This is a genomic window from Atlantibacter sp. MEI4A-1023 (assembly GCF_056155425.1).
The window spans coordinates 1,288,398-1,312,618 of sequence record NZ_CM149568.1 but is presented as its reverse complement, the minus strand read 5'-3'; the positions used below and the strand labels follow the sequence as shown (position 1 = coordinate 1,312,618).

Here is a 24,221-nt window from a genome sequence, read left to right as displayed (position 1 = left end):
AAGACGGATATTAGTTCCAGAGCGCCAGAATCGGCCAGCCGACCAGCATCAGCATTGAGATATAAATCACCCCAAAAATCGCGCCGAGCCGCCAGTAATCTTTGGACTTCACATAGCCACAGCCGTAGATGATCACACCAGGTCCGGTGGCATACGGCGTCAGGCAACCCATGATGCCGATAGACAGTACCAGCAGGATACACAGATGCTCCATTGGCACGCCGGGTATCCCTTTACCCACCGCCAGGATCACCGGCAGCATGGTCGCGGTATGGGCTGACAGGCTGGCGAACAGGTAGTGCGCAAAGTAAAACACCAGAACCAGCGCAACCACCGTACCGGTGGGCGAAAACCCTTCCAGATGGGTGCTCATGGTTTTCGCAAACCAGTCGATAAAGCCGGAACGGGTCAGTCCGTTAGCCATCACCACCAGCGTCGCCAGGTTCACCAGGGTGTTCCAGGCGCTGTGGTATTTGGTGATCTCTTTCCACGGCACCACGTGCAGGGCCAGCATTAACGATACCGCCAACAAGCCCACCGCCGTGGCGTCGATAGCTTCACCGCCGAACACCCACAGCGCAAGGCTCAGTAATACCAGGCCAATCAGGGTGATCTCTTTCTGGGTCAACGCGCCCATCTCTTTCAGCGCGCCGCTGGCCCAACTGGAAACCTCCGCACTGTGGGTCACTTCCGGTTTATACAGCACATAAGACAGCCACGGGGCGACGATCAGCAGAATGATGCCCACCGGTAAGAAGCTCAAAAACCAGGTCAGCCAGCTAATCTGAATCCCGGCGATTTTACTGACGAACTCAAGACCCAGCACGTTCGGCGCCGCGCCGGTAACGAACATTGAGGAGCTGAGGCTGGTACTGATCACCATCATCCACATCAGGTAGCCGCCGATGCGGCGCGATGACGAGTCGTTGGGATGGGAGTTAAACAGCGGCGGCAGGTTTTTGATTACCGGGAACACGGTGCCGCCGGTACGCGCGGTATTCGACGGGGTGAACGGTGCCAGCAGGATATCGATAATCACGATGGCGTAGCCGAGCGTCAGGGTGCGTTTGCCCATAAACTTGACCATAAACAGCGCGATACGCCGCCCCAGACCGGTCACTTCATAGCCCAGCGCGAATATAAACGCCCCGAACACCAGCCACACCGTGGTGCTGGAGAACCCCGCCAGCCCCCACTTCAGCGCCTGCTTGCCGGCGTCGAATTTCGGGTCGGCCAGTTCGCTGGCATCAAACAGCAGGTAATCGCTGCCAATAACGCAAATCGTCACGGCGATAAAGCTGATCGCCGTCGCCGGGATAGGCTCGAGGATCATCCCGACAATCATTGCCACAAATACGGCAAAGTAGTGCCATGCCTGCGGCGGCATACCGTCCGGGACCGGAATGAGCAACATGATGCCCATTACCACCAGCGGGGCCAGTAATTTCCATATTTTATCTTTTGAAGCAGTCATCGCTGTTTCTCCATGAAAAGCTTGTGCTTGTAAGTGATTGAAAATGAACGTTTGAAATTTCAGCTAAAAACCAGGTGACGATAAGCAGATCGGCGCTGCCGCCGGGGCTGAGATGGCGGGCAATACAGGCGTTATCAAACTCAGTGAGCGCGTGGAGGTCGCCTGCGCGGCGGATACCGCCCTGACGCAGCAACGCGATAGCCCGCTGTTGCAGCCAGTGCAGGCCATCCGCGCCGCCGCGCGAGGCCACATTGGTGTCGCCATTGCGCGCCATCAGCACCAGCAGCGTGTCGAGTAGCGCCAGTTCAGGATCAATGCCCTGCGCGTTCAGTGCGTGGTAATGAGGTAACGCATGGTCGCGCACCAGCGGGAACCCGGCCTCGGCTTCGCCACGCGCACCGGGCAGGCCAAGCTGCAAATAGAGCCGCTGCCCCGCCGTTTGTCCGGCGTTGTGTTGAACCAGCTCGCGTGAAGTGATCCCTTCACAAAACCCCGCAGCCTGGCGGCACAGCGCTTCTGGCGTGACCGGCTGCTGCTGCTGGGTTAATCGCCCCGCCGCCGCGCACAGCAACCCCAGCGAGAAAATACTGCCTTTATGGGTGTTCACCCCGGCGGTGGCGCGGAACATTGCCGCTTCGCAGGCCAGACCGATTGGGCGGATCGCAGCTAACACCGCGTTCTCTGGCAGTCCGGCGCTGCATGCGCCCATTTCCACAAAGCGCGGCAACCACAGGCGAATGGCGTCCGCGCTGCGGTAAAAATCCTCCAACGCCATGTCCTTGTGCGCCCCGCTGTTGTAACGGTCCACCAGGCCAGGTTTGGGCGATAAATTTACCTCCGCCAGCATGGCGCGCCAGGCGCAGTCGCTGTAATACGCGGCGATGTGCGGCGCAATGACCTGGTACTCAAGCGTGTTCGGCTTCATTCAGGCGCATCTCCATATGGGCCAGCAGTTCGGCAAGCGAGTGGGATTTTTCGCGGGCGCACAGCGCTGCGGCGCGAGAACACACCAGGCAGGTTCGGGGTGGCAGGGAAAACTGCTGGCGGGACAGGATGTCGCCGTGCGGCGTTAACACGTCGATATCCCACAGACGCCCCAGCCGGTGCGCCTGCTCCAGCGCGATTGCCGCGCGTTTCACCGTTTGCGCCGGGCCGTTTACCGCCATCAAGGCTTCGGGGCCGGTGATTAAGGCAAAGGATGCCTGGGTGATAATTGGCCAACCAGCGTCGCGCGCCATATTCTCCAGCGCCTGAAGACCGTGACTAAAAAGCCGCCGGGTGAGATCGCTGTCTTTCACAGGCCCAGGTGCCACCACGGTAAAGGAAATCAGCGTCACGCCATGTTGCCTAAGCCAGGCCACTTGCCGCGCCTGGCGCGCATCCCGGCTGGCCAGCAGTTCCGGCAGCGTTATGGCACGATCCGCAGAGTGCGCCATCGTCTACGCCTTCACCTGATGAACCACGTCGATCACCGAACCGTCGCGGTAGCGCACCACGGCGATAACCCGCTCGGTAAAGGCAATCGGACAGGGATCGCCGGTCAGGATGCGCGCCCTTTCCCGCAGCCATTCGATGGTCACGACGCGCAGCCCGGCCTGTTTCAGGCAATCCGCCAGTTCAGGGCGCGCCGGATTGACAGCAATGCCGTGGTCGGTCACCAGGATATCGACGCTGGAGCCCGGCGTGACGCAGGTGTCACGCGATCCACCAAGGTGGGAATACGCCCGCGCACCAGCGGCGCGACGATAATCGACAGCGCCGCTGCGACGGCTGTATCGCAGTGACCGCCGGATGCGCCGCGCAGTACGCCGTCGGAGCCGGTCAGTACGTTGACGTTAAACTGGGTGTCGATTTCCAGCGCGCTCAGCACCACCACGTCGAGCCGGTCAACGCTTGCGCCTTTGGAACCCCAGTTGGCGTACTGGTTAGCGCTGATTTCTATGTGGTTGGGATTGCGCGCCAGCGACTCGGCGGCGGCACGGTCAAAGCTCTGAACATCGAGCAGCTTTTTGATCAATCCCTTTTCGTGCAGATCGACCATGGTGGAGGTAATGCCGCCCAGCGCGAAATCGGCGTAGACGTTGCGGCTGCGCATTTTGTCTTCCAGAAAGCGCGTCACCGCCAGCGATGCCCCGCCGGTGCCGGTTTGCAGCGAAAATCCGGGTTTGAAGTAGCCGGAATTCACTACGACATCTGCCGCATGGCGGGCAATCAGCAGCTCGCGCGGGTTCGACGTCATGCGGGTGGCGTCCGCGCCGATTTTGTCGGCATCGCCGACCTGTTCAATCTGCACGATCAGGTCGACGCAATCCTGGGCGATGCTGGCGGGATGGTGCGGATACGGCAGTAGCGCTTCGGTCAGCAGCACCACCTGACGGGCGTGTTCCGCATCCACTTTGGCGTAGCCCAGCGAGCCGCAGCAGGCTTTGCCGGTGTAGCCATTGGCGTTGCCGTACGGGTCGCAGGACGGCACGCCGAGAAACGCCACGTCAATCGCCAGCTCGCCGCTGTTCACCAGTTGCACACGGCCGCCGTGAGAGTGGATCTGCACCGGCTCGGCGAGTAAACCCCGGGAGATCTCCTCCGCCAGCGGCCCACGCAGACCGGAGGTGTAAATCCGGCTCACCACGTTATTGCGAATATGCTCGACCAGCGGCGCGTGGCAATCACTGAGGGAACTGGACGCCAGCGTCAGGTTTTTAAATCCCATTCCGGCAATGGCATCCATCACCAGATTCAGGGTCAAATCGCCGCCGCGAAAGGCATGGTGGAAGGAGATGGTCATCCCGTCCTGCAATCCTGAACGGCGAATGGCCTCCTGCAGGGTGGCGCATAGTTTTTTGTCGCGCGGCTTCTGGGTTTGCAGATTGAGCTTAGAGGCAGGCTGAAATGCTGGATGGTCGCCCTTCCCTGCGCTAACCCGCGTCTGCCGTTGTGTGGTTTGATGCATGTTGTTACTCCTCACGAATACCGGAAAGCGCTGCCCGGGACAGCACCAGACGCGCCCGCTCAATGACCGGGCTGTCCACCATCTTGCCGTTGAGCGATACCACGCCCAGCCCTTCACGCGCCGCGGCTTCAGCGGCGTCCACCACGCGCCGGGCGTGATCCGCCTCCTGCTGTGTCGGGGCATACAGGTTGTGCAGCAGTTCGATTTGGCGCGGGTTGATTAGCGATTTGCCGTCGAAACCCAATTGCTTGATGTGCGCGGCTTCACGCAGGAAACCGGCTTCGTTGTTGGCATCGGAATAAACGGTATCGAAAGCCTGAATGCCTGCGGCGCGGGCCGCCTGGAGAATAGCGCAGCGGGCGAACAGCAGTTCTGTGCCCTCCGGCGAGCGTTCAGTGCGCAAGTTGCGTACATAATCTTCTGCTCCCAGTGCAATGCCGATCAGGCGCGGCGAGGCATGGGCGATGGCGACCGCCTGGGTAATGCCCTGCGGTGATTCGATGGCGGCCAGCAGGCCGGTACTGCCGGGTTCGCGGCCGCATTCCGCTTCAATACGCGCGATGTGGTTTTCGATATCAATCACGTCCTGGGCGGTATCGGTTTTCGGCAGGCGCACAATATCCACGCCGCCGCGCACCACGGCTTCCAGATCCGCCACGCCGTAATCAGAATCCAGCGCATTTACCCGCACAATGGTTTCCACGTCCTGATACAGCGGGTGCTGTAGGGCGTGGAAAACCAGGCGGCGGGCGGCATCTTTTTCACGCAGGATCACCGAGTCTTCCAGATCGAACATCAGCGCATCGGCATGATAGATAAACGCGTTGCTGACCATGGCGGCATTGGCGCCCGGGACGAACAGCATGCTGCGGCGGGTGCGGGATTTACGTTGTTCGGCAGTCAGTTTCATGGGCGCGCCTCCCAGGGCAAAGCCTCGATTTCCCCGGCGCGCGCCAGCAGCGTTTCCAGACGCGCGCGTAAAACACAATCCAGTGCGCCTTTATCATCAATAAACACCTGAACGCCGCGTACCTGATAGCGCGCCAGGATTTCAAGGACGGTGGTGCGAATGGCGGTGCCAAACTGTTTTTCCACGCTGCTGTTGATTTGCAGTTCGATGTCGTGCGAGTCGAGGGGCGCGATGCGCGCCATCACATCTCCGGACTCCAGCGTGCCGGCGACGGCGGGACGGCTAATTTTCATGGTTCACCTGTAGTTAATGCGGATTCGGTTTTAAGCGCAGACGAACGCAGGTCGGTGTCAGGCAACATGCGTCGTAAATAGTGGGCGGTGGCGTCGGGAACCAGCAGCTCGATGGTCGCGAAATCTTGCTTTACCAGCAGCTTGCGTACCCAGGAGGCGGAAATTGCAATGCCGTGATAGTGCAACCGCTCTATCTCTACCAGTTGGATGGGCGGCGCGGGATTGGCCGGATCCTGGAGAATGCGCCGCATATCGGCGTTGTAGCGGGCGGTCACCTTGCAAAACGGTTCAGTACCGACAAAGCGATGAGTGATACCCAGCGCGGGAGCAAGGTGATTGCGGAAAATTTGCAGATCGATTTCGGTGTAGCAGTGGTTAATGACGCTTTGTTCTTTGATGAAGTAGCACGGAAACGTGGCGCGGGAGATGAGATATTCCGAGCCGCGATGCACGGTAAGTTTTTCAATATCTGCCGTCCCGGCGCGTACCAGCGCCAGCCGGTCTTCGTAAGGGAAACGGGACGTGTCTTCTTTGACTAAAAACAGATGCAGCCAGTCGCATTGCGCCGCCGCCTGTTGCACCAGGTAACGATGACCGCGGGTAAACGGGTTGGCGTTCATGACGATGCAGCCGATTTTGTCACCGACGCGGCGCAACGTGGTGAGATAGCTGGCGTACTGTTGCAGGCGGGTGGCATTATTTTCCATCAACACCATCACACCCGGTACCCGCGCCAGGGTAAAAAAACCACACTGCTTAAACAGCGCTTCATTCTGGCTTTTGGTATAGATAAATAACTGGGTGCAAAAACGTTCATAGGCCAAATTAATTAATTCGGTCGCCAGCGTGAGCGATAAACCTTCCCCACGCACCGACTCATCGATAGCGACGCATTTGATAATATTTCCGGCTAAACCACCGCAGGCGATAAGACGGTCGTTACGCGTTGCCGTAATAAATATCTCCACCGTGGTATCGATACTCAAATCGTTTTCCCGGAGGAATTGCGTTATCCCGGCGATTTTCTTATTTTCGTTACGCTTCACCCGTGTAAACACGGTATTGCCAAACATAGGTCTACGTCCCTGCGCCATGAATAAGGATGAAAATGAATGTTAATTAACTGCTGCAATAATAGAAAAACCGGTCACGCAGGCATTTCCGTTGACAGTGTGGAATACAGACAAAGGGTACGCACTATTCAAAATCTGAATTTTGATATATTTCACAAAGCACCCAAGGATTAAAATAGACTTTATGGTTTTTATTTGGTTAATTAAATTTCATCCAACGCGCCTCATGGTTTTTATTTGTTTAATTGATTTAATATCGGCAATCTGCAACGATAATCCGGTGTCTGAGCATTATAAAGAAACAATCTGATAACCTATATTCGGCACCTGCCCGGGTTCGGTACTTAAAAGGAATTATCATGACCGGGAAAAAAGAAGTTAGCGTGTTACGTTTTTTTCGCCGTCTGGCTTTTCCATTACGGATATTTCTTTTATTACTGTTGGTGTCCACGCTGTTAATCAGCGCGTTGGGTAAATATCTCTCCGCCAGCTTTGAAGACTATCTGACTGAGCACGTGCGCGGTATGGCGATGAATCAGGCCAGAATTATCGCCTCCAACGACAGCGTTATCGACGCGGTAAAACACCGCGATACCCGTCGGTTGAGGCAAATCATTGGCAAGCTGTCCACCGGCTCCGATTTCGATTATGTGGTGATCGGCGACCGCCACTCTGTTCGTCTTTACCATCCTAATCCGGCCAAAATTGGCTATCCCATGCAATGGACTAAGCCCGGCGCGCTGGAGAAAGGCGAAAGCTATTTTATTACCGGCGAAGGGTCTATCGGCATGGCGATGCGCGCTAAAACACCGATTTTTGACGAGCACCAACAGGTAATAGGCGTGGTGTCGCTGGGCTATTTAGTCAGCAAAATCAATAGCTGGCGGCTGGATTTTCTCCTGCCGTTAGCCGGTGTGTTTGTTGTCATTCTGATTATTTTGATGCTGCTGTCGTGGTTGTTCGCCGCGCATATTCGTCGCCAGATGCTCGGCATGGAACCACAGCAAATCGCCCGGGTCGTGCGTCAGCAGGAGGCGCTGTTTGGTTCGGTTTTCGAAGGGCTTATCGCTGTCGATCCCGATGGGATGATTACGGCAATCAACCGTAATGCGCGTAAAATGCTCGGCTTAGCCTCTCCGGGCCGCCAGTGGCTCGGGCGCTATATCGGCGATGTGGTCAATCCTTGCGGCTTTTTTACCGACACGATTGAAGAACAGCGCCAGGACGTGATGTGCACGTTTAATGGGTTAAGCGTTATTGCCAATCGCGGCGCGATCCGCTACCAGAACGCGCTGTTAGGCGCGATCATCAGCTTTCGCAGCAAAGATGAAATCAGCGCGTTGAACGCGCAATTGACGCAAATAAAACAGTACGTTGAGAGCCTCAGGACTCTACGCCATGAGCACCTTAACTGGATGTCCACCCTCAACGGCCTGTTGCAAATGAAAGAGTACGATCGGGTGCAGGCGATGGTGCAAGGCGAATCCGAGGCGCAGCAGCAGCTCATCGACCGCTTACGCGAGGCGGTTGACGATCGTCAGGTGGCGGGACTGCTGTTCGGCAAATGCCAACGGGCGCGCGAGTTGGGGCTGATGTTAACGCTGGTGCCTGGCAGCGTACTGCATCAACTCCCACAAGGAATGGATAGCACTGAATTTGCCGCAATCGTCGGTAACCTGCTGGATAACGCGTTTGAAGCGAGCCTGAATAACCCTCAGAGTGATAAAACTGTAGAGCTGTATCTGAGCGATGAAGGCAATGATGTGATTATTGAGGTGGCCGATCGGGGATGCGGTGTACCGGACGCGCTGTGCCAGACCCTTTTCCAACAGGGCGTCAGCACCAAAACCGATGCGCCCGGCGAGCACGGCATCGGGCTTTATCTTGTTGCCAGTTTTGTTCATCGCTGCGGCGGGGTGATTACCTTCGAGGATAACCCACCCTGCGGCGCGTTGTTTTCCGTTTTTATACCGAAAGTGAAAAAGAGTAATGGAACAATCTCTGACGATTTTAATAGTTGAGGACGAAACGCCGCTCGCAGAAATGCATGCCGAATTTATCCGCCACTTTCCCGGCTGCAGGACGGTATGGCTGGCCGGCAATCTGGCGCAGGCCAGGGAGATGATTACCCGCTTCAAACCGGCGCTGATCTTGCTGGATAATTATTTACCCGACGGCAAAGGGGTCACGCTGCTGCATGAACTTTCCCAGGCCCGCTATACGGGCGGCGTGGTTTTTACCACTGCGGCAAGCGATATGGATACCGTGTCGGAAGCCGTGCGCTGCGGCGTGTTTGATTATCTGGTCAAGCCCATCGCCTATGAGCGGCTTGGGCAAACCCTGAGTCGTTTCCAGCAGCGTTGCGCCCTGCTCGCCAGCCATGCCAGCGCCAGCCAGCGGCAAATCGACGATATGTTTAACGCCTATGCGCGGGGAGAGCAAAAAGAAGCGCTACCGCCAGGTATTGATGCGTTGACCCTGGCGAAAGTCCAGGGGCTCTTTGCTGACCCGCTGGCGCGCCATACCGCAGAAACGGTGGCGGATGAACTGAAACTGAGCCGCACCACCGCCCGCCGTTATCTGGAGTTCGCTGCCAGCCGCCAGCAAGTTGTGGCGGAGATTATTTATGGCAAAGTGGGACGCCCGCAGCGGACCTATCGGGCGTTATGAGGCGTTGTCCGGCATCGCCACCACCTGATTGCGCCCACGATTTTTAGCGGCATACAGCGCGGTATCTGCCTGATGGATCAGACCGCTGGCAATCATATGCAGCGGCATATCCAGCGACAGCGATTTACAGGCATACAGCGTCGTTACGCCAATACTGATGGTGAGATAACCTGTCGGACTGGCGACATGCGGCAGATTCAGGGCGTTGATGTTTTCACGCAGGCGTTCCGCTTCCGCCAGCGCCTCCTCCTGGTCAGTGCGCGGCAAAATCACCAAAAACTCTTCACCGCCGTAACGGCTAACATTATCTTCGGGACGCCGCCGGGATGACACCAGGGCTTTGGCCACCGCGCGTAGGCAATTGTCGCCAGACTGATGTCCGTAGTTGTCGTTGTACCGTTTAAAATAATCGATATCTGCCAGGCACACCGACAGTGGGAAACCGTTGTCGACGGCATGGCTGATTTCATTAATCAGGCATTCATCCATATAACGGCGGTTATACAGGCCGGTTAAATGATCGCGCTGGGCATATTGTTGCAGCACCTGGTTGGCGCCCGCCAGCTTCTGCTCCGCTTCCCGACGCGCAGTGATATCCACCCATGTCACCGACAACCCTACGACGCGATTGCTGGCGTTATATAAGGCGACAGGTTGGGTATCGTAACAGCGGTCACGCCAGATAATTTCTCGCCCCGGGATGTCCACGCCGGACTCTGCCATGATGAAATCATCCTGAAACTGCTGCCATACGTCGGGCATTAAACGCCCCAGGTGGCTGTCGGTCGCCTCGTCCTGCGAAATAGCCAGTAAACCGTTCATGGCCTTGTTGGACATCACCAGCCGTCCATCCAGATCCAGCATGCACAGCGCAACGGGCGTCGTATCATAGATGGTTTCAAGCTGCATTACGCGCTCGCCGAGATTGGAAATATTTCTGTCGATGCCGCGATAGCCGGTTAACTCGCCTTTATCGTTAAACAGCGGAATACCGCTGGTTTCCAGTACCACAATTTGGCCATCGGCGCGCATATTGCGGTTGACCAGGCCGGAAAACGCACGCTGCTGGGCGACAATCTCGCCAAAAGCACCCGCAACGCGTTCCGCTTCCCCTGGCGGCATAAAATCGAAAGGTGTACGTCCAATGACATAACCCGGCTCATAGCCCAGCAAATCATGCACGACACCTGAAACCCAGGTGTACCGCCCCTGAGCATCCACTTCCCAGACCCAATCGGAATTGTGATGGAGTAAATCTAAGAGATGTTTTTCATCAACGTCAGGCACAGACTGTCTCTTTCCATCATTCATGGTTATTTATCCGCATACTTTAAAGGCACTCAAACGCAGGCTGGTCAGTGTTAAGAGGATCTAAAGATACAGGTTAGTTGCCAGAGAAAGTAGCAAACATTGATAAGGTGAATTTGAAAAATAGTAATTATTTAACCCAGTTATCAATACATCCTGTATCGTTTAATGCACCTGGTTGATTTTTAAGCTGAAACGTTAAAGCTAGTATGATAAAGGGAAGGACAAAATGGGGAGTGGCTTTTTTATTCTGATTTTTAATGTGGCGATATAAAAGAAAACAAAAGGGAAATTAACAGAGACTGGAAAGTGGTAACTCTTTGAAATATATGGCGCGCCCTGCAGGACTCGAACCTGCGACCCACGGCTTAGAAGAACGTAGAGCGCGGAATAACTCATTGTAACAACACAGATTTACCGCGTTCGCTCCCGGATTTGTGTCGTTACGTGTCGTTGCAGTTCTTATTGATGGATTCAGTGTGTCTCAGTTGCGACACAAATCCGACACACCTATATCACCGGCACTTCATCATCCCGCGATCCTTATCTACCCTGTCACCAAACTTTGAGCAAATCCGAAAACCGCGTCGTGTACCGGGGCGAAAGCATGTCTCGTTTCATCTGCCACTGCTGTTGGATACCCTGCCCCGCAAAGAACAGCGTGCCCTTTCCGCCTTTGGCATTGAGCTGATCCAGCACTTCCATAAGTTTTTCGCTGTTTCGCCGTGGGGCCGCGTCATCGAACAGGTTCAGCTGCGCCACACCCTGACTGAAGAAGTCACCGAGCATAACACCTGCTTTCTGGTACCTGTGGCCGTCGCGCCAGATATTATCGAGACAGCGCACCGCAGCGTTAATTATGTCGCGGGTGTCCTGAGTGGGTGTGAGAAGTTTTACGGACACGCTGTTGCCGTAATACGGCTCGTTGATGGCGAATGGCGAGGTTTTAACAAAAGCGGAAATATAGCGGCAGTACTGGTGCTCGCCTCGCAGCTTCTCTGCCGCGCGCGCAGCATGATTGCATATCGCCTGATGCATCTGTTCGTATTCAGTTACTCGCTCACCGAACGACCGGGAGCAGACGATTTCCTGTTTCGCTGGCGCGAATTCCTCCAGCTCCAGGCAGGGTTCGCCGCGCAGCTCTCGCACGGTTCGCTCGAGCACGACATTAAAATGCTTCCTGATAACCCATGTTGAGGTGTCCGCAAGCTGGCATGCGTTGGTGATCCCCATTGCACCCAGCTTCTTGCTGATGCGCCGCCCCACGCCCCAGACGTCTTCAACGGGTACGAGCGACATCAGCCGGCGCTGGCGTTCGACGTTCGACAAATCAACGACGCCGCCGGTCTGCCGCTGCCATTTCTTCGCTGCGTGGTTCGCGAGTTTCGCCAGGGTCTTGGTCTGGGCGATGCCTACACCCACAGTTAGGTGGGTATTCTGCAAAACCGTGGCGCGGATTTCCCGCCCGAACTCTTCCAGGTTCCGGCAGTTCCGCACCCCAGTCAGGTCACAAAAAGCCTCATCGATGGAATAAATTTCGACACGTGGACTCATTAATTCCAGCGTCGTCATCACCCGGTTGGACATATCCGCATACAGCTCGTAGTTGCTGGAGAACGTGGCCACGTTGTAGCGCCGGAATAAATCGCGCTGTTTAAAGAACGGCTCACCCATAGTGATACCGATTTGTTTCGCCTCAGCACTACGGGCAATAACGCACCCGTCGTTATTCGAAAGAACAACGACGGGACGCCCTTTTAAATCGGGTCTGAACACCGTTTCGCATGATGCATAAAACGAGTTTACATCGACCAGGGCAAACATCAGTTTGTCGATTTAACGATATACGTCACGACCCCGAAAACGTCCAGGGTGTCCTCGCTACCAACCATGATCGGCGAGTAGGCGCTGTTCATTGGGTTGAGTTGTACTGTCGGGCGCAGCTGTAATCGTTTAACGGTGAACTCACCGCCCACCGCGGCGATCACGATGTCACCATGCTCCGCCGTTCTGGAACTGTCCACCACCAGCAAATCGCCGTCACTAATGCCAGCCTCGACCATTGAGTCACCGGCCGCCCGTACAAAATATGTCGCGCTGGGGTGCTGAATAATCAGTTCATTCAGATCGATGCGTTGCTCGACATAATCAGCGGCGGGAGACGGAAACCCGCACTGGACGAGGTCTCCGAAGAGGGGCAACGCGACAATGCCGCGCAGCTCAGCTGGTGTGTAAAATTCCATAAAAAATCGACTCCCGAAGCTGTACTGTTTTTATATACAGTAGTTTTTATTCGGGAGGAGATCAATTTGGCGCGGCCTATCAATTAGTGAGATTGAAGAGCCAAATGGTCATTGTTGGGTAAGCTTGGCGTGATAGCTTGAACATCGTTTGTCATCACTGATTGACTCGGCTTTGTCTGTTCTCGCCCAGATAATATTACGTTTAATGATTTTTGCAGGATTACCAGCCGCCGCACACATTACAGGTACATCTTTGGTAACGATACTTCCGTAACCGATTACAGAGCCGCTACCAATATTAACACCTTTCATTATTGATACATTTCTGCCAACCCAGACATAACTATCAATATTGATATCTTTTGCCCAGTTAACTCTTTTGCCACTTGTTGCATCGAAAACAGGATGCCCATCTGAAGCGCGCAAAATTACATCTCGCGCGATCATGCAATCATGGCCGATAGTTACATTACACCCATCAGTAACAACTTCAAATCCAGATCCAATAGTCGTTCTACGCCCAACAGTCACCTTTGATCCTTTAGATGCGACTATTACTCCTTTAGCTTTACTATTTTTGTGTATTTTCACATAATTATTATCACCACGAAAAACAACAGTAAGCCATCTACATTCAACATCATCTTCGATTACTAACTTATTATTGTTTCCATTAAACTGGACGTTATTCTCTTTACTATTTTCAAGTTCTCCACAAACAAATGAATTACCTGTTCCCTGGTCTTGAATTGTGAAAGATTTATCGACATCCTGCGCCACGATTTAATTTCCTTTATATAGAGAAGGTATTGAGCAATTCATTCTATTAACTACTGCCATCTCAGTCAATGAGGTGGTTCCATCGGCTTATCTTGTACTCCATGCTTCAACAAAAGTTTAACTTAAGTTGTGGTGATGTTATGCATTAGCGGCCTCATTGACGCATGAGGCCGCTACGGATTATTTTTGCTCTAAGGCAGATATTCTTTTTTCAAATCTATCCATGGCTCTTCGCTGAAATGCCGCTTCAGCAAAGAAAATTCCGTCAGGTCGCACGCCCCACTCCTCACCCTCTTCGTGAATAACCACTTCAATGAAAACCGGCTTCTCGGTGGTAGTGAGATTTCCCTCCTCGTCAGTGTGCTCAATGATTTCATTGTGCGAAAAGACCGTGTCGGTCATCCGTGGATACTTGTCGTAGCACAAAACGGCATAGCGGCAATCAGTGCTTCTTTCATCCATTAACCCATGCGCGATGAATACATCACGAATCTGCTGGGCGATGACGCCGAAATGAATTCTGGCCTCATTGCCCTTTAACTGAATGGCATCCAACCACTGGTACATGATGTAATGAACGTCGGCCCAGGCATCAAGAAACGCATCATCAAAAATCACTGGAGATGTTTTCTTATCTCCATTAGAGGTCACTATTGGGTTACTTCCGAGATAAGCAGTAGAAAAACGATTTCCAGCACTACCCAGCGCATTGACGTTATCGAGATATGGCTTAACATCTCCATTTTCAAAAAGGTGTTCAAATCCGTTATAAACAACCCTGCGTGGCGTGATGCTTCCTGCCCCATGAAGTGTTATAAGCGCCCCAGTTGCACTACTTGTCGTGGCACCTCCAGATACGATTAACCGCTGTTCTGATGGATTTGTCGAAGGAACGGTCTTTCCAATAAATCCATATTCCCCTTCAAATAAGGCTTCCGATCTTATTCCGCCGCTAGTGCTGGCGTGCACCTGAAGATGACCGACAGAGACATCATTAGAGAAATCAACCGGGGACGGAACAGTTCTCACTCCTGAGGTCGACATAAATGTTGGAAGGGTACGGTTAGGAGTTGCTCCTTGACGAAAAGTTCTGGATACAAGACCATCCTCAGACACTTTTAATTTCATGCAATAGATATCAGAAGGATGACCATCATGTTTGAATGGATCCTTTAACGAATTATCACCCACAGACCATGAATCAAAAAAATCCTCACCGCCAAGAGAATAATATAGATACCCATTTTTCACACACACAGAGCCAACACCAACACCAGAGTTAACGATTCCCCCCTGATATATCTGGTCAGTAACGTTCACCCAATGGATAGATGAAACATTCCAGTTGTTAATATTAACGCGAGCCATAAATGTACGTGGATATGACCCAGCATAGCGATTATCGGGCTGATTACCTTCCCATTCGCCAAATGAACGTTCTGAGCCAAAAATAAAAAGCTCATCGCCAATTTTAGCGAACGGTAGGTTTGTGCTGTGAACATTGTTAGGAATACGTAAAGCATCCCATGAAAGCCCTAAGTCATTACTGCGCATTAAGGCACTACCTGGCTGACTTGAAAGTGTTCCCCTTGTGGTTAAATATAAAATCCCGTCGAAATATTTAATACAAGGCTCTGATGCGTTCGCTTCGTATTCCGCAGGCACTCGCCTGCGGGTAAATGTCGCAGGAGATCCGAAGGCATCAGAAAATAGCAACCCACCCAACTCCCGAGGTGACGTGTCGCCATTATGATATCCAACCATAAAACTATTATCAGACAAGGTGGCGAAACTATGTGTTTCAGTTACCGGAACACCATTCGTAGGGATTGTGCCAAGACTTGTTTTCCGCCATGGTGATTGGTGAAATGAAGTACCAAAACTCCAGTATCTGCCGGAGTTATCTTGATTCGAGGTTTGCTGATTGGATGTTGTAACAGTAAATGTATTTTTGTCAATGACCGCTGTAACAGTCATATCCCCCGTTACTCCCGTTACACCAGAGTTGGAGAAATTAACGAAATCTCCGGCAAACAAACCATGACTGGGTATTACGACAGTTGCAATTGCCTGATTGGCTGGCTTTGTGATGCCACCAAACGGTCGCATGCTACGAGACATTGGCCTGTCCCAAAGCTCCGCAAGTTGCAAAATATTCCCTGAAACTGTTCTCGTTTCAATTACTGCGAAGAGGCGATTTCTAACTACCCCCATGCTCATGCAGTGATAGTTAACCGTTGGGTAATTTGAATGTAAATCTGTTAGCCACTCAGGCATAGACCAGGTCTGGCCGTCATCCCCAGAGCGTACCCAGCAGACTCGTAGATTATTTACGCCATGCCTGTCACCCGCCATAAACGGGACGAATATAACATTGTTATAAACAAATGACTTGTCCTGAGGCCATGAATTATAAAAAGGAGTATCGGTTATTTTGAACAATTCTCCCTGAACAAACTCATCAGAGACATAATAAAGCGGTTGTCCAGGAATGCGCTCATAAACGAAACGCGCGTTGATGAATCGACTTATGTCAGGGAGCGCGGTGACTTTATATGTCTTCCCGTTACCATTAATTTTTTGACCAACTGGAGCAGCATTTAACAGGTTATCAAGAGCCGCAGTGTCATCAACCAATCCATCACCTTTTGCTTCCCATCCGCGAGGATCAAAAGTGTCTCTCCACCTTGAAATCTGAATATCCGGATAATTCTCAGCCCCGTCTGGATCAGATAATTGGCCCCTTAGCGTGGCGTCCCCAACACTTAACCATGCACCAGTTCCTATTCCACCTGTTGATTCAGGTGTTGAACCCGAAGGTACAGACTTGGGGAATGTTCCGTCCCAACGATAATATTCACCATCACTCTCATCCTGTAGAACATGGTTAGGTAGCTTCAGCTCATTATTGGGTAGTGGTGCGCCTGCCTGAAAGCTCTTTAAAGTGATATAGCCGAAATTTGCTATAGCGCGCTGGGCAACCCAGCGTAATCCCTCGATGGTATAGTGCTTTTTCCCAAACCTGTCCTCATATTCCCGCTGTAGAGAGGTAACAAACTCATCTACTTTCGCCCCACCAAAAACATGGTCTCGAATATCAGGGCTTGGGACTGGTTTTTTTGTCGGAGCTGGAACCGGAATATTCAGATATTTATCGGTCATAATTGTCTCGCATGTGCATAAGCATGCCTCGGGATATACCCGAAGCATGAAAGGTTTAATCAGGAGTTAATCGTTCAGATATATTTCGTCTGAATACTCAGTTAATGAAAGCGTCTGTGTATCGTCGCCGTTAGGCTTTGATGTTTCGACACGCCACAGCGTTGAATTAAGGTCGCTGCTATTAGCCAGAAAATATCTGGATGGTGTCTGGACAGTACGACCATCATAAATATTAAGGTCGAAAGCCTCTGCTACAGCACTAAATGCCGAAGGGTTGCCATCGACCGGATATGCCCGATACCTGCCGTGGTAATTACCAAGGCTGTCAGTCATTACCACCCACACGTCACCGGAAAATGTTAGCCGCTCTGACGTCTGGAATACGTCGCCAGCGCGCCCCCTGAGGTAACCGGTCTGCTGATCGTTGTCGTACATATCCGGGCACTGCACAACCGCACCGCGCACAACCTGAGTGGTCTCGAATACCTTAACAGTCATGCTGGTACGCGAGTTAATAAGCCTGTTAGCCTCAAGATATGCACGATTCCGGGCCTGATACTCATTGCGGCAACCGGAAAGGCTAATCGTCATTGCATTAGGCGTTGCGCCGGTTACCTCTGAAACTCCGGCAGAACTAACCGCCAGCCAGATATACTCTTTATCATTGGTCTGCGGGTTGGTGTAATCCAGAGTAATGCCGTCGTACCCGTTAGGGAGACTCATTGAGTACCCCATTTTAAACTCGTCCCAGAACATGTTGCTCCGGCCAAACACAGCGGCCGGATATGACACTTCCTCATCGCGCCAGAAGGTCAGCAAATCCCCTATCCAGTTGATATCAACGCGGGCAGCGTTACAGATAGTCTGGATGCGCTCACCTAACGACTGTTTGGCATCGGAAAAAGTGAAATCAAAATATCCGAGTTGCGCATCGGGAAGCGAGCCAGCGATAGCATAGAGTGTATGCAGGTCGAGGCGTGATGGGTCCTGCCTGGCGACGATCGCCCATTCATGCAGCACTGCGTCAGCGAAAGAGCGTGACGGCCTGAGCGCGTAATCAATACCGGTCGCCGGGCTCCAGGATATTGTGTTGCGCTGCGCCAGCATGTTGTATTTCTGGTCCCGGTTGGCGTTTGATTCATTGCTCCCACGTAGCGTTACGGTCACGATCGTGTCGTCAGGATATACAACGTTGTAGCGGACGTTTACGGCATGAATTGCCATCAGCGTTACGACGTTTCCGTCGTTGCTGTCATCCAGACGCTCTATCGTCACTGCGTATATTCCAGGGCCTGCTTGAGGCGTGAATTTGTGCGTCGTTCTGAAGTAACGGGCCGTTACGTCATAGTCGTTATCAAAAAAATAATCGTACTGCTCAAGGCTTCCTGGCACCTGATTGCTGTTGGCGTCCAGCTTCCAGAACTTAATGCGATATGTGGCCGTGCCCGAAGTTGCCCCAAGCTGAACCATAACGTGCACCCAGAGTTGCGATGACTCTATCGGCGACACGGACGGGCCAATAACCAGAGGGGTGCTGTCGGTCATGGTGATCAGGCTCTTGTTAACGACATCACCAGGACCAAGTGAGGCAGCATCTCCGCCAATATTGCCGATTACAAACGTGGTGAACACATCGCCATTGGGGTCAAATTCTTCGTAGGAGTTAACGATATCTCCCGTGCCGGTAACGTTCTGCGGCGTGCCTGAGCGGGTCACATTAATGACGAAGTTGACCGGGTGCGGTAATCCCAGATCTGCAAAGAACGAGAAGTTATCGACATTCGCGCCAACTTTCACCGCAAGCAGGCCTCCTGACAACGTCACAAATTCTGGTGATGTAGTGGTGGCTGTCTGCGCAGGGTAATCGCTGGACTCATTCAGGCCCGGCACTTCTTCGCTGTCGACGTCGTCGAACTGATATCCGACATCAATGGTGCCGATCATTTCGCCTGGCTGGTAAATTCGGTAACCAGCGCCGGACAATGCCCCCAGATTCGACTCCGAATATCGCACGGATGATATTGAATATTTCCCGTACCCAACCTCAAACCATTCGGTAATGAATTTGTTATCGTCGCGATACTCATAAAGGGCCTCCTGAATAAGGTCAGGATACGCGCGCACCTGCCCGTAAATGTTCGGGCGCCCCTTATAAAGCCGCGCGACATTCGTCTGCCCTGTCAGGTCGTTGTTTGGGGATTCACCGGTTGCGATTGACGGGGTTTTCTTCATATCTCCCATCATCGTTTTTTGGATGGCCGCCATCCCTTTTTTGGTAAGCCGGATGGGGTTGATTGCCTCCCACGGAGCGGACAACTTAACCAGGTCCTTTACCCCGCCCATATTCTTGGGCTGGTCAAACACGGACAGGTAATCGCCAGGCCTGAATCGGTAGCCCAAGTCGAAATCATCATCAAGAACCTTGCCGTTGAGCTTCAACTGAAGATTATTATGCAGCTTCTGGGTATCCAGCCAGTCAACCATGCGCTGGCCGGGTTGTAATCGCCCGCGCTGCTTTGGTGCGCCGGGAAGCCGCTGTATTTCAAACGTTGCCATACTGAAGAAACTCCACTCCGGTGAATGCTCGCTCTAAAACCGGCAATGGGTCGATCCGCACACTGCCGCCTTCTCCCTTTGAATGCAGGCACTGGTTACCGCCGATAACGATGCCGACGTGGTCAGGAACTCCGCCACGATAAAACACACCAATATTCCCCTCTCTCCGCGCGCCAGGCTGCCAGAAAACCCGGTCGCCTTCGTAGCATGTGATGAAATCTTTGCCGGCTTCGTAATCCGGTGTCTGGTGAACCTCCACGCCGAGGACATGGCGGTAATAGAGAACGGCAAGGCCCCAGCAATCCACTGCCTCAAAACTACAGGCGCGATCAGCCCACGGCAGGCCATTAACCTTCCGGATAAATTCGTCTTTAGTCATCAGAGATTACTCAGGCCGGGATACTCGTTGACGGTGTAAATGATGGGGTTGGCCACACTGAGCGGGTTAGTCATGCCCACGGTCAGGGTGACGTTCTCCGCACCCGCTGAAACATCACGAACGTACAACTGGTAGGTTTTTAACGGAGCGGAATCACCGATGTTTTCCCAGATATCGTACCGGAACAGGATTGGCTCCATTCGCGACGCCCCGCGCCAGCCTTTAAGGCGCTGCTTGATGTCCTGCGACAAGGCTGCAAAGGTGATAGTGGCGCTTAGCGTCGTGGTTCCGTCCTGCGCGGGCTCGGTGAAGTCGAACCGGGTCGGTTGATAAACTTCACCACCGAAAGTGGCAGGCTGAAAAAGATTGTTGACCAGCCGCTCAACTCCGAAAGAAGAGTGACTAAAGACAACTGTCTGTTTCAGGTCTGACGCCGGGCGGCGCTCTTTCCATTCCCTAAGGGTTGGCATCTGGAAGAATCTCCGTCACAAGTAAGTCGTACCAGTACCCGGCATCCGGCGGCGCGTTAATGATCCACTCGTCGTAAGTTTCAGTGATGTCATTAATCCCGTTACAGATGATGTTGGCTGTCCAGGTAACGGTTTGCCCGTTCTTGCTGGTCTGTACCGGCATCGTAATGAAATGGACTTCCTGAACCTGCACTCCCTGGTTATCGCCAAGGTCTATCGGGATATCAAACCACGCCTGTCCCCTGTTGCCGTAATCAGGGTGCCGCAACCATGATTTAAACCGCTCGGCCTGCTGGAGTGTAAAAATCCACGTCAGTGACCAGGTCGTTTTCAGGTCAGTGGTGATCGGCGTGAACACCGCTGGACCAACCGCCGGGTTGCTTTGCCGGAAGCTGGTATCCTGTGTCATGTTCATGTTGGCACGCTGCGGGAGCGGCAGGTAAGGCGGGTATTTAACGTCTGCCATCAATAATCTCCGTTAGCGTTGCGGCTGAGCCCGAAAGTAGACTGCATGGCTGATGACATTGGACCTCCCGTTTCCATGTCACCAATGAATAAATCCACCATCATCGCGCCATCCTGGTAAGAAGTGTTTCCAGCCTCAACACGCGATCCGTTGGTGGTGGTCACATTCAGGATGAACTGCACCCCACCGCCACCACCAGTAATCTCCTTATTGCTGATGACGCTGCCGTTATCGCCGGGGATCATGTATTGCTTGCCTGTGCTGGCACGGTAGATTTCAGGCATCCCCCCTTCACCAACCTGGTACATGCTCCCGGCAGATACCGGCCCGCCATTTTTGCGCTTACCAGATAACCCCTTTCCTACCGCAAGCGCGGCCACCAGAGCGCCTAGGCCAATAGCGGCAGCACCGCCAAACGAACCGATAGAGGCTACCAGTGCCGCCGGGGTCCATGCTGCCGTAGTGGTTGCTGCTGATGCTGTGCTGGCCGCTGTAGTGGTAGCAAGGGAGCCAACTTGCGCTGCGGTGGTTGTAGCGATAGCGGCGTTCTGGGCCGTAGACCCCATGATTGCTGACTTAGCCTGTTGAACTCCCATCTGCACGAAAGTGTTAATTACTTCGTTCAGCACCGTGTTACCAACCGACCGCAGTGCTTCTGAAGCACTCATGCTTCCTGTAATAATCCCTGTAAGTGCGTTGCTGGCGCTGTTGGCCAGGCCATCAAAAGCTGCTGCGGTTGCTTCGTTAGCCACACTCTGACTGCGGTATATTTCCCACTGTGCTGCGACGCGTTGCTGTTCATACTGCGTATTGGCTGCATTGCGTAATGCGATCGCCTGCTGCTCAGTGATAGTTTTGTCTGCTTCAAACTGCTGAATGAGAGCCAGTTTCCTTGCATTCTCGTTGGCAAGTTGTGTAACCGGATCAACTGAACCCGCCGCTTCCATTTTTGGTGTTACCGCCTGGTCGGCCCTGATTTTTGCGAGATTAACCCGATGTTGCTGCTCCAGTTGTTCGATGGTGTCGTTGTACTGCTCCTGGCTTATTTTCTTCGCAGATAATGCAGTTTCCAGATCACGGACATCTTCCTGATACCTGGCATTCTCTCGCGACTCGGGGAGAAGTTTCTCTGCCGCTGCCTGAGCCTTGATAGCGTTAGCCGTATCCCACTTCTTCGCAGCATATTCACCAGCCTGCTTAATCATCTCAGGGCTGGCACTTTTGCTAAGCGAATTTTGCGCGTTGAGAATGGCCTGAGCGCGACTTAGCTGTTCTGTTGAATCTGCGGCAATCTCGGATGCTTCCTTGAGCTTCTGAAGCTTCTGGGCGTCTGATTCAGCGGCAGTGGCAGATCGTTTACTCTGCTGCTCTGCCTGCTGCTGCTCTTTCCTCCGCTTGGCAATGGCTTGCTCTGCGTCGAACTCAACGCCAGCACGCTCACGCGCAAGGTTGATATCTGCATCAGTACCGCCAAGATTTCTTAGTTCCTGTTCGGCCTTTAATTGAGCGCGCTTCTTGTCGTTGAACTCGCTTTGAAGTTCAATTTGTTCAAGCTGTTTATCGAGGTATTCCTGGATATTTTTCGGGCGCTCGACTTTAAGGCTGGAAGAGTTAAAGTTTTGCTTAGCTTTCGCAGCGAAATTCGTCATCTCTCCAAGCTGTTTCATCATTCCGGCAGCAATGCCAGCCTCTTGTCCGTCTCGGCGTAAAAGATCAATGCCCTGCCGGAATTCACCGCTAAGCATTGCCCTCCCGATATTGATGGCACTTAGTGTCTGGCTGTATCTGCGGCTTGCTTCGTCAAGATTCCCTGTAGCTATCGCCAGCCGATCTTGTGCTCCACCGAGCGCCTCCGCAGCCTGACGCCCCCTTGTGGTATTTGTGCCGTATTTCTCAATTTCCCTTTGATGGAATTGGACCGATGCTGTGGCTTTGTCGAACGCTTTTTGCGCATCAGAAACAGCATCGCTTAGCTCTGGCAAGTTGCCGCTCAATTTCCCCAGCGTAGCCGCCAGCTCGACATGCGACATGCTCTGGAATTTAGCACCAAGTTCATTGACACTATCAGCCAGCCTGTTGGCATCATCCCGAGCCTCTTTTGCTTTCTGAGAGAAATAGAAAATGGCAGTTGCTGCGATGGTCGCAAATCCTACAGGGCCGCCAATAAGACCAAGAGCCCTTGCCCCAAGGCTTTTAATTGATATAGCAGAGCGATTTGCCGCCGCGGTCGCCGCGTCCTGCGCGATTGTGTTTGCCGCCAGGGCTCGGTTGTAGTTATCCGTTAATGTTGCCGCTTCGATACGGGACGCTGAAAGCCGCGCTTCCGCTGCCGCAAGGTTGGCGGCATCAAAGGCGGTTGCCTTCATCATCTGCGCAAGACGGACTTCATCAAGGGCGCGCTCTTTTGCGATTGCTGAAGCCCGTAAATCCGCATTTGCTTTGTTCGCTGCGGCCTGAGCAGCCTGTGTTTCAGCGATAGCCTCATCCCTGCTGGCAATGGCCTTTTTAACTTTCTCTGCTGTGGCCAATGCCAGTGCGCCAGCATACCGACCACCCATGAGAACAGCGGCTGATGCAAGGATCGCACTCAATCCCTCAATATTTTCACTGACTGACACTACCGAACTGTTGAAGGTGCTAACGAAGGATTTGACCGTTGAGTTTTCGCCGAAGAACTTGGTGATGTTGTTACCGGCAGTCTGCATTGCCTGGCTGATTGTGGTGACTGTATTCGCAAACTCTTTCCCGATCTCATCGCCCTGAGAGAGTAATCCGTTGACCACGACATCTGTGGTTAGCTTGCCCTCAGCGGCCATGGCGCGAAGTTCGCCAATCCCTACACCCAGAGACTGGGCCAGCGCCACCATAATTCGGCTGCCCTGCTCAGATACCGAGTTAAACTCCTCGCCACGAAGAACGCCCGAGGCGATACCCTGTGACAGCTGAATAATTGCGTTTTCTGCTTCTTGGGCTGTGGCACCAGAAACCACAAAGCCCTGGTTAATGATGGTAGTAAGTTTGGCCAGATCTTCCGCTGAAGTGTTGTACTCACGAGTGCCGCGCTCCAGGCGGGCATATAGCGTTGCTGTAGCATCGAGGCTGCTGCGTGTCTGCTGCGTAATTTCGAATACGCGAGACGTAACATCAACAAGTTGCTCCTGTGGCCGAACGGCGTTAGCCAGCTTGTTATTCAGAGTTGTCCATGCATCCGCATAGTTCGCAACCTGCTGGACAGATAGCGCAGCCATAAGCCCTCTGGCCACACCGCTGAGGTTGGACATGGAGCGATCCATGTTGGCAATCGAGCGCTCAGTGCGGTTAACGCTGGCCTCCAGTCGTCCCATTCCACCGTTCATGCCATTAAGCGCGGCATCAACTTCACGCCGCCCCTGGATTAGGCGTGCGGTATCAATATCCACTTCATAGGTGATGCTTCCCGCGCTAACTGTGCCAGCCATTATTTATCTCCGGGCATAAAAAAACCCCG

At 53.2% G+C, this 24,221-nt stretch carries 18 protein-coding genes and 1 pseudogene; 2 read left to right on the top strand and 17 right to left on the bottom strand.

Annotated features, from left to right (window positions below; translation table 11 throughout):
* Nucleotides 1-10: 10 nt before the first annotated feature.
* From ACVV26_RS06380 to citC, 7 genes and pseudogenes are all read right to left on the bottom strand, one after another.
* A complete protein-coding gene (locus ACVV26_RS06380; protein ID WP_474800544.1) occupies nt 11-1,474 on the bottom strand; it encodes an anion permease in 1,464 nt (487 codons plus the stop codon).
* Complete coding sequence (gene citG / locus ACVV26_RS06375; protein WP_474800542.1) at nt 1,455-2,399, bottom strand: triphosphoribosyl-dephospho-CoA synthase CitG; 945 nt, start codon at nt 2,397-2,399, stop codon at nt 1,455-1,457. Before citG ends, ACVV26_RS06380 begins: the two co-directional genes overlap by 20 nt.
* Entirely contained in the window at nt 2,380-2,910 is a 531-nt protein-coding gene (gene citX, locus ACVV26_RS06370) for a citrate lyase holo-[acyl-carrier protein] synthase (protein WP_474800540.1), read from the bottom strand. Before citX ends, citG begins: the two co-directional genes overlap by 20 nt.
* 3 nt (nt 2,911-2,913) lie before the next feature.
* Nucleotides 2,914-4,424 (bottom strand): annotated as a pseudogene (gene citF / locus ACVV26_RS06365) (citrate lyase subunit alpha).
* A gap of 4 nt (nt 4,425-4,428) precedes the next feature.
* A complete protein-coding gene (gene citE / locus ACVV26_RS06360; protein WP_312980023.1) occupies nt 4,429-5,334 on the bottom strand; it encodes a citrate (pro-3S)-lyase subunit beta in 906 nt (301 codons plus the stop codon).
* A complete protein-coding gene (gene citD / locus ACVV26_RS06355; RefSeq protein WP_474800538.1) occupies nt 5,331-5,627 on the bottom strand; it encodes a citrate lyase acyl carrier protein in 297 nt (98 codons plus the stop codon). Before citD ends, citE begins: the two co-directional genes overlap by 4 nt.
* Nucleotides 5,624-6,700 carry a [citrate (pro-3S)-lyase] ligase gene (gene citC / locus ACVV26_RS06350; protein WP_474800536.1) on the bottom strand — a complete coding sequence of 359 codons (1,077 nt, stop codon included), beginning with the start codon at nt 6,698-6,700 and terminating at the stop codon, nt 5,624-5,626. Before citC ends, citD begins: the two co-directional genes overlap by 4 nt.
* 359 nt (nt 6,701-7,059) lie before the next feature.
* Between citC and dpiB the strand changes: the two genes are divergently transcribed.
* Complete coding sequence (dpiB, locus tag ACVV26_RS06345) at nt 7,060-8,721, top strand: sensor histidine kinase DpiB (protein WP_474800534.1); 1,662 nt, start codon at nt 7,060-7,062, stop codon at nt 8,719-8,721.
* On the top strand, nt 8,690-9,370 hold the full coding sequence (dpiA, locus tag ACVV26_RS06340; RefSeq protein WP_474800532.1) for a two-component response regulator DpiA: 681 nt from the start codon (nt 8,690-8,692) through the stop codon (nt 9,368-9,370). Before dpiB ends, dpiA begins: the two co-directional genes overlap by 32 nt.
* On the opposite strand, the gene ACVV26_RS06335 is transcribed toward dpiA, so the two are convergent.
* From ACVV26_RS06335 to ACVV26_RS06290, 10 genes are all read right to left on the bottom strand, one after another.
* Entirely contained in the window at nt 9,365-10,657 is a 1,293-nt protein-coding gene (locus ACVV26_RS06335) for a sensor domain-containing diguanylate cyclase (protein ID WP_474800530.1), read from the bottom strand. The two genes, dpiA and ACVV26_RS06335, sit on opposite strands and share 6 nt — an antisense overlap.
* 576 nt (nt 10,658-11,233) lie before the next feature.
* A complete protein-coding gene (locus ACVV26_RS06330; RefSeq protein ID WP_474800528.1) occupies nt 11,234-12,502 on the bottom strand; it encodes a Y-family DNA polymerase in 1,269 nt (422 codons plus the stop codon).
* The gene (locus ACVV26_RS06325; protein WP_474800526.1) at nt 12,502-12,921 is read right to left on the bottom strand and encodes a translesion error-prone DNA polymerase V autoproteolytic subunit; all 420 of its coding nucleotides are present in this window, start codon (nt 12,919-12,921) and stop codon (nt 12,502-12,504) included. The genes ACVV26_RS06330 and ACVV26_RS06325 overlap by 1 nt, the downstream gene beginning before the upstream one ends.
* A 108-nt stretch (nt 12,922-13,029) precedes the next feature.
* Nucleotides 13,030-13,701, bottom strand: a complete 672-nt coding sequence (locus ACVV26_RS06320) for an acyltransferase (protein WP_474800524.1) — start codon at nt 13,699-13,701, stop codon at nt 13,030-13,032.
* Between the two features lie 180 nt (nt 13,702-13,881).
* Nucleotides 13,882-16,863, bottom strand: coding sequence for an endosialidase catalytic beta-propeller domain-containing protein (locus ACVV26_RS06315; protein ID WP_474800522.1), 2,982 nt, complete (start codon nt 16,861-16,863; stop codon nt 13,882-13,884).
* 66 nt (nt 16,864-16,929) lie between these two features.
* Nucleotides 16,930-19,419, bottom strand: a complete 2,490-nt coding sequence (locus ACVV26_RS06310) for a host specificity factor TipJ family phage tail protein (protein WP_474800520.1) — start codon at nt 19,417-19,419, stop codon at nt 16,930-16,932.
* Nucleotides 19,406-19,798, bottom strand: coding sequence for an NlpC/P60 family protein (locus tag ACVV26_RS06305; RefSeq protein ID WP_474800518.1), 393 nt, complete (start codon nt 19,796-19,798; stop codon nt 19,406-19,408). Before ACVV26_RS06305 ends, ACVV26_RS06310 begins: the two co-directional genes overlap by 14 nt.
* Nucleotides 19,798-20,268 (bottom strand): DUF1833 family protein, encoded by a 471-nt coding sequence (locus tag ACVV26_RS06300; protein ID WP_474800516.1) that lies wholly within the window; start codon nt 20,266-20,268, stop codon nt 19,798-19,800. The genes ACVV26_RS06305 and ACVV26_RS06300 overlap by 1 nt, the downstream gene beginning before the upstream one ends.
* Nucleotides 20,255-20,734 (bottom strand): hypothetical protein, encoded by a 480-nt coding sequence (locus ACVV26_RS06295; protein WP_474800514.1) that lies wholly within the window; start codon nt 20,732-20,734, stop codon nt 20,255-20,257. The genes ACVV26_RS06300 and ACVV26_RS06295 overlap by 14 nt, the downstream gene beginning before the upstream one ends.
* Entirely contained in the window at nt 20,734-24,192 is a 3,459-nt protein-coding gene (locus ACVV26_RS06290; protein WP_474800512.1) for a tape measure protein, read from the bottom strand. The genes ACVV26_RS06295 and ACVV26_RS06290 overlap by 1 nt, the downstream gene beginning before the upstream one ends.
* Nucleotides 24,193-24,221: the final 29 nt, after the last annotated feature.

Excerpts from the sequence above, each read along its gene's own strand:
- ACVV26_RS06380 (WP_474800544.1), bottom strand. The coding sequence starts at position 1,474 with ATGACTGCTTCAAAAGATAAAATATGGAAATTACTGGCCCCGCTGGTG.
- citG (WP_474800542.1), bottom strand. The coding sequence starts at position 2,399 with ATGAAGCCGAACACGCTTGAGTACCAGGTCATTGCGCCGCACATCGCC.
- citX (WP_474800540.1), bottom strand. The coding sequence starts at position 2,910 with ATGGCGCACTCTGCGGATCGTGCCATAACGCTGCCGGAACTGCTGGCC.
- citE (WP_312980023.1), bottom strand. The coding sequence starts at position 5,334 with ATGAAACTGACTGCCGAACAACGTAAATCCCGCACCCGCCGCAGCATG.
- citD (WP_474800538.1), bottom strand. The coding sequence starts at position 5,627 with ATGAAAATTAGCCGTCCCGCCGTCGCCGGCACGCTGGAGTCCGGAGAT.
- citC (WP_474800536.1), bottom strand. The coding sequence starts at position 6,700 with ATGTTTGGCAATACCGTGTTTACACGGGTGAAGCGTAACGAAAATAAG.
- dpiB (WP_474800534.1), top strand. The coding sequence starts at position 7,060 with ATGACCGGGAAAAAAGAAGTTAGCGTGTTACGTTTTTTTCGCCGTCTG.
- dpiA (WP_474800532.1), top strand. The coding sequence starts at position 8,690 with ATGGAACAATCTCTGACGATTTTAATAGTTGAGGACGAAACGCCGCTC.
- ACVV26_RS06330 (WP_474800528.1), bottom strand. The coding sequence starts at position 12,502 with ATGTTTGCCCTGGTCGATGTAAACTCGTTTTATGCATCATGCGAAACG.
- ACVV26_RS06325 (WP_474800526.1), bottom strand. The coding sequence starts at position 12,921 with ATGGAATTTTACACACCAGCTGAGCTGCGCGGCATTGTCGCGTTGCCC.
- ACVV26_RS06315 (WP_474800522.1), bottom strand. The coding sequence starts at position 16,863 with ATGACCGATAAATATCTGAATATTCCGGTTCCAGCTCCGACAAAAAAA.
- ACVV26_RS06310 (WP_474800520.1), bottom strand. The coding sequence starts at position 19,419 with ATGGCAACGTTTGAAATACAGCGGCTTCCCGGCGCACCAAAGCAGCGC.
- ACVV26_RS06305 (WP_474800518.1), bottom strand. The coding sequence starts at position 19,798 with ATGACTAAAGACGAATTTATCCGGAAGGTTAATGGCCTGCCGTGGGCT.
- ACVV26_RS06300 (WP_474800516.1), bottom strand. The coding sequence starts at position 20,268 with ATGCCAACCCTTAGGGAATGGAAAGAGCGCCGCCCGGCGTCAGACCTG.
- ACVV26_RS06295 (WP_474800514.1), bottom strand. The coding sequence starts at position 20,734 with ATGGCAGACGTTAAATACCCGCCTTACCTGCCGCTCCCGCAGCGTGCC.
- ACVV26_RS06290 (WP_474800512.1), bottom strand. The coding sequence starts at position 24,192 with ATGGCTGGCACAGTTAGCGCGGGAAGCATCACCTATGAAGTGGATATT.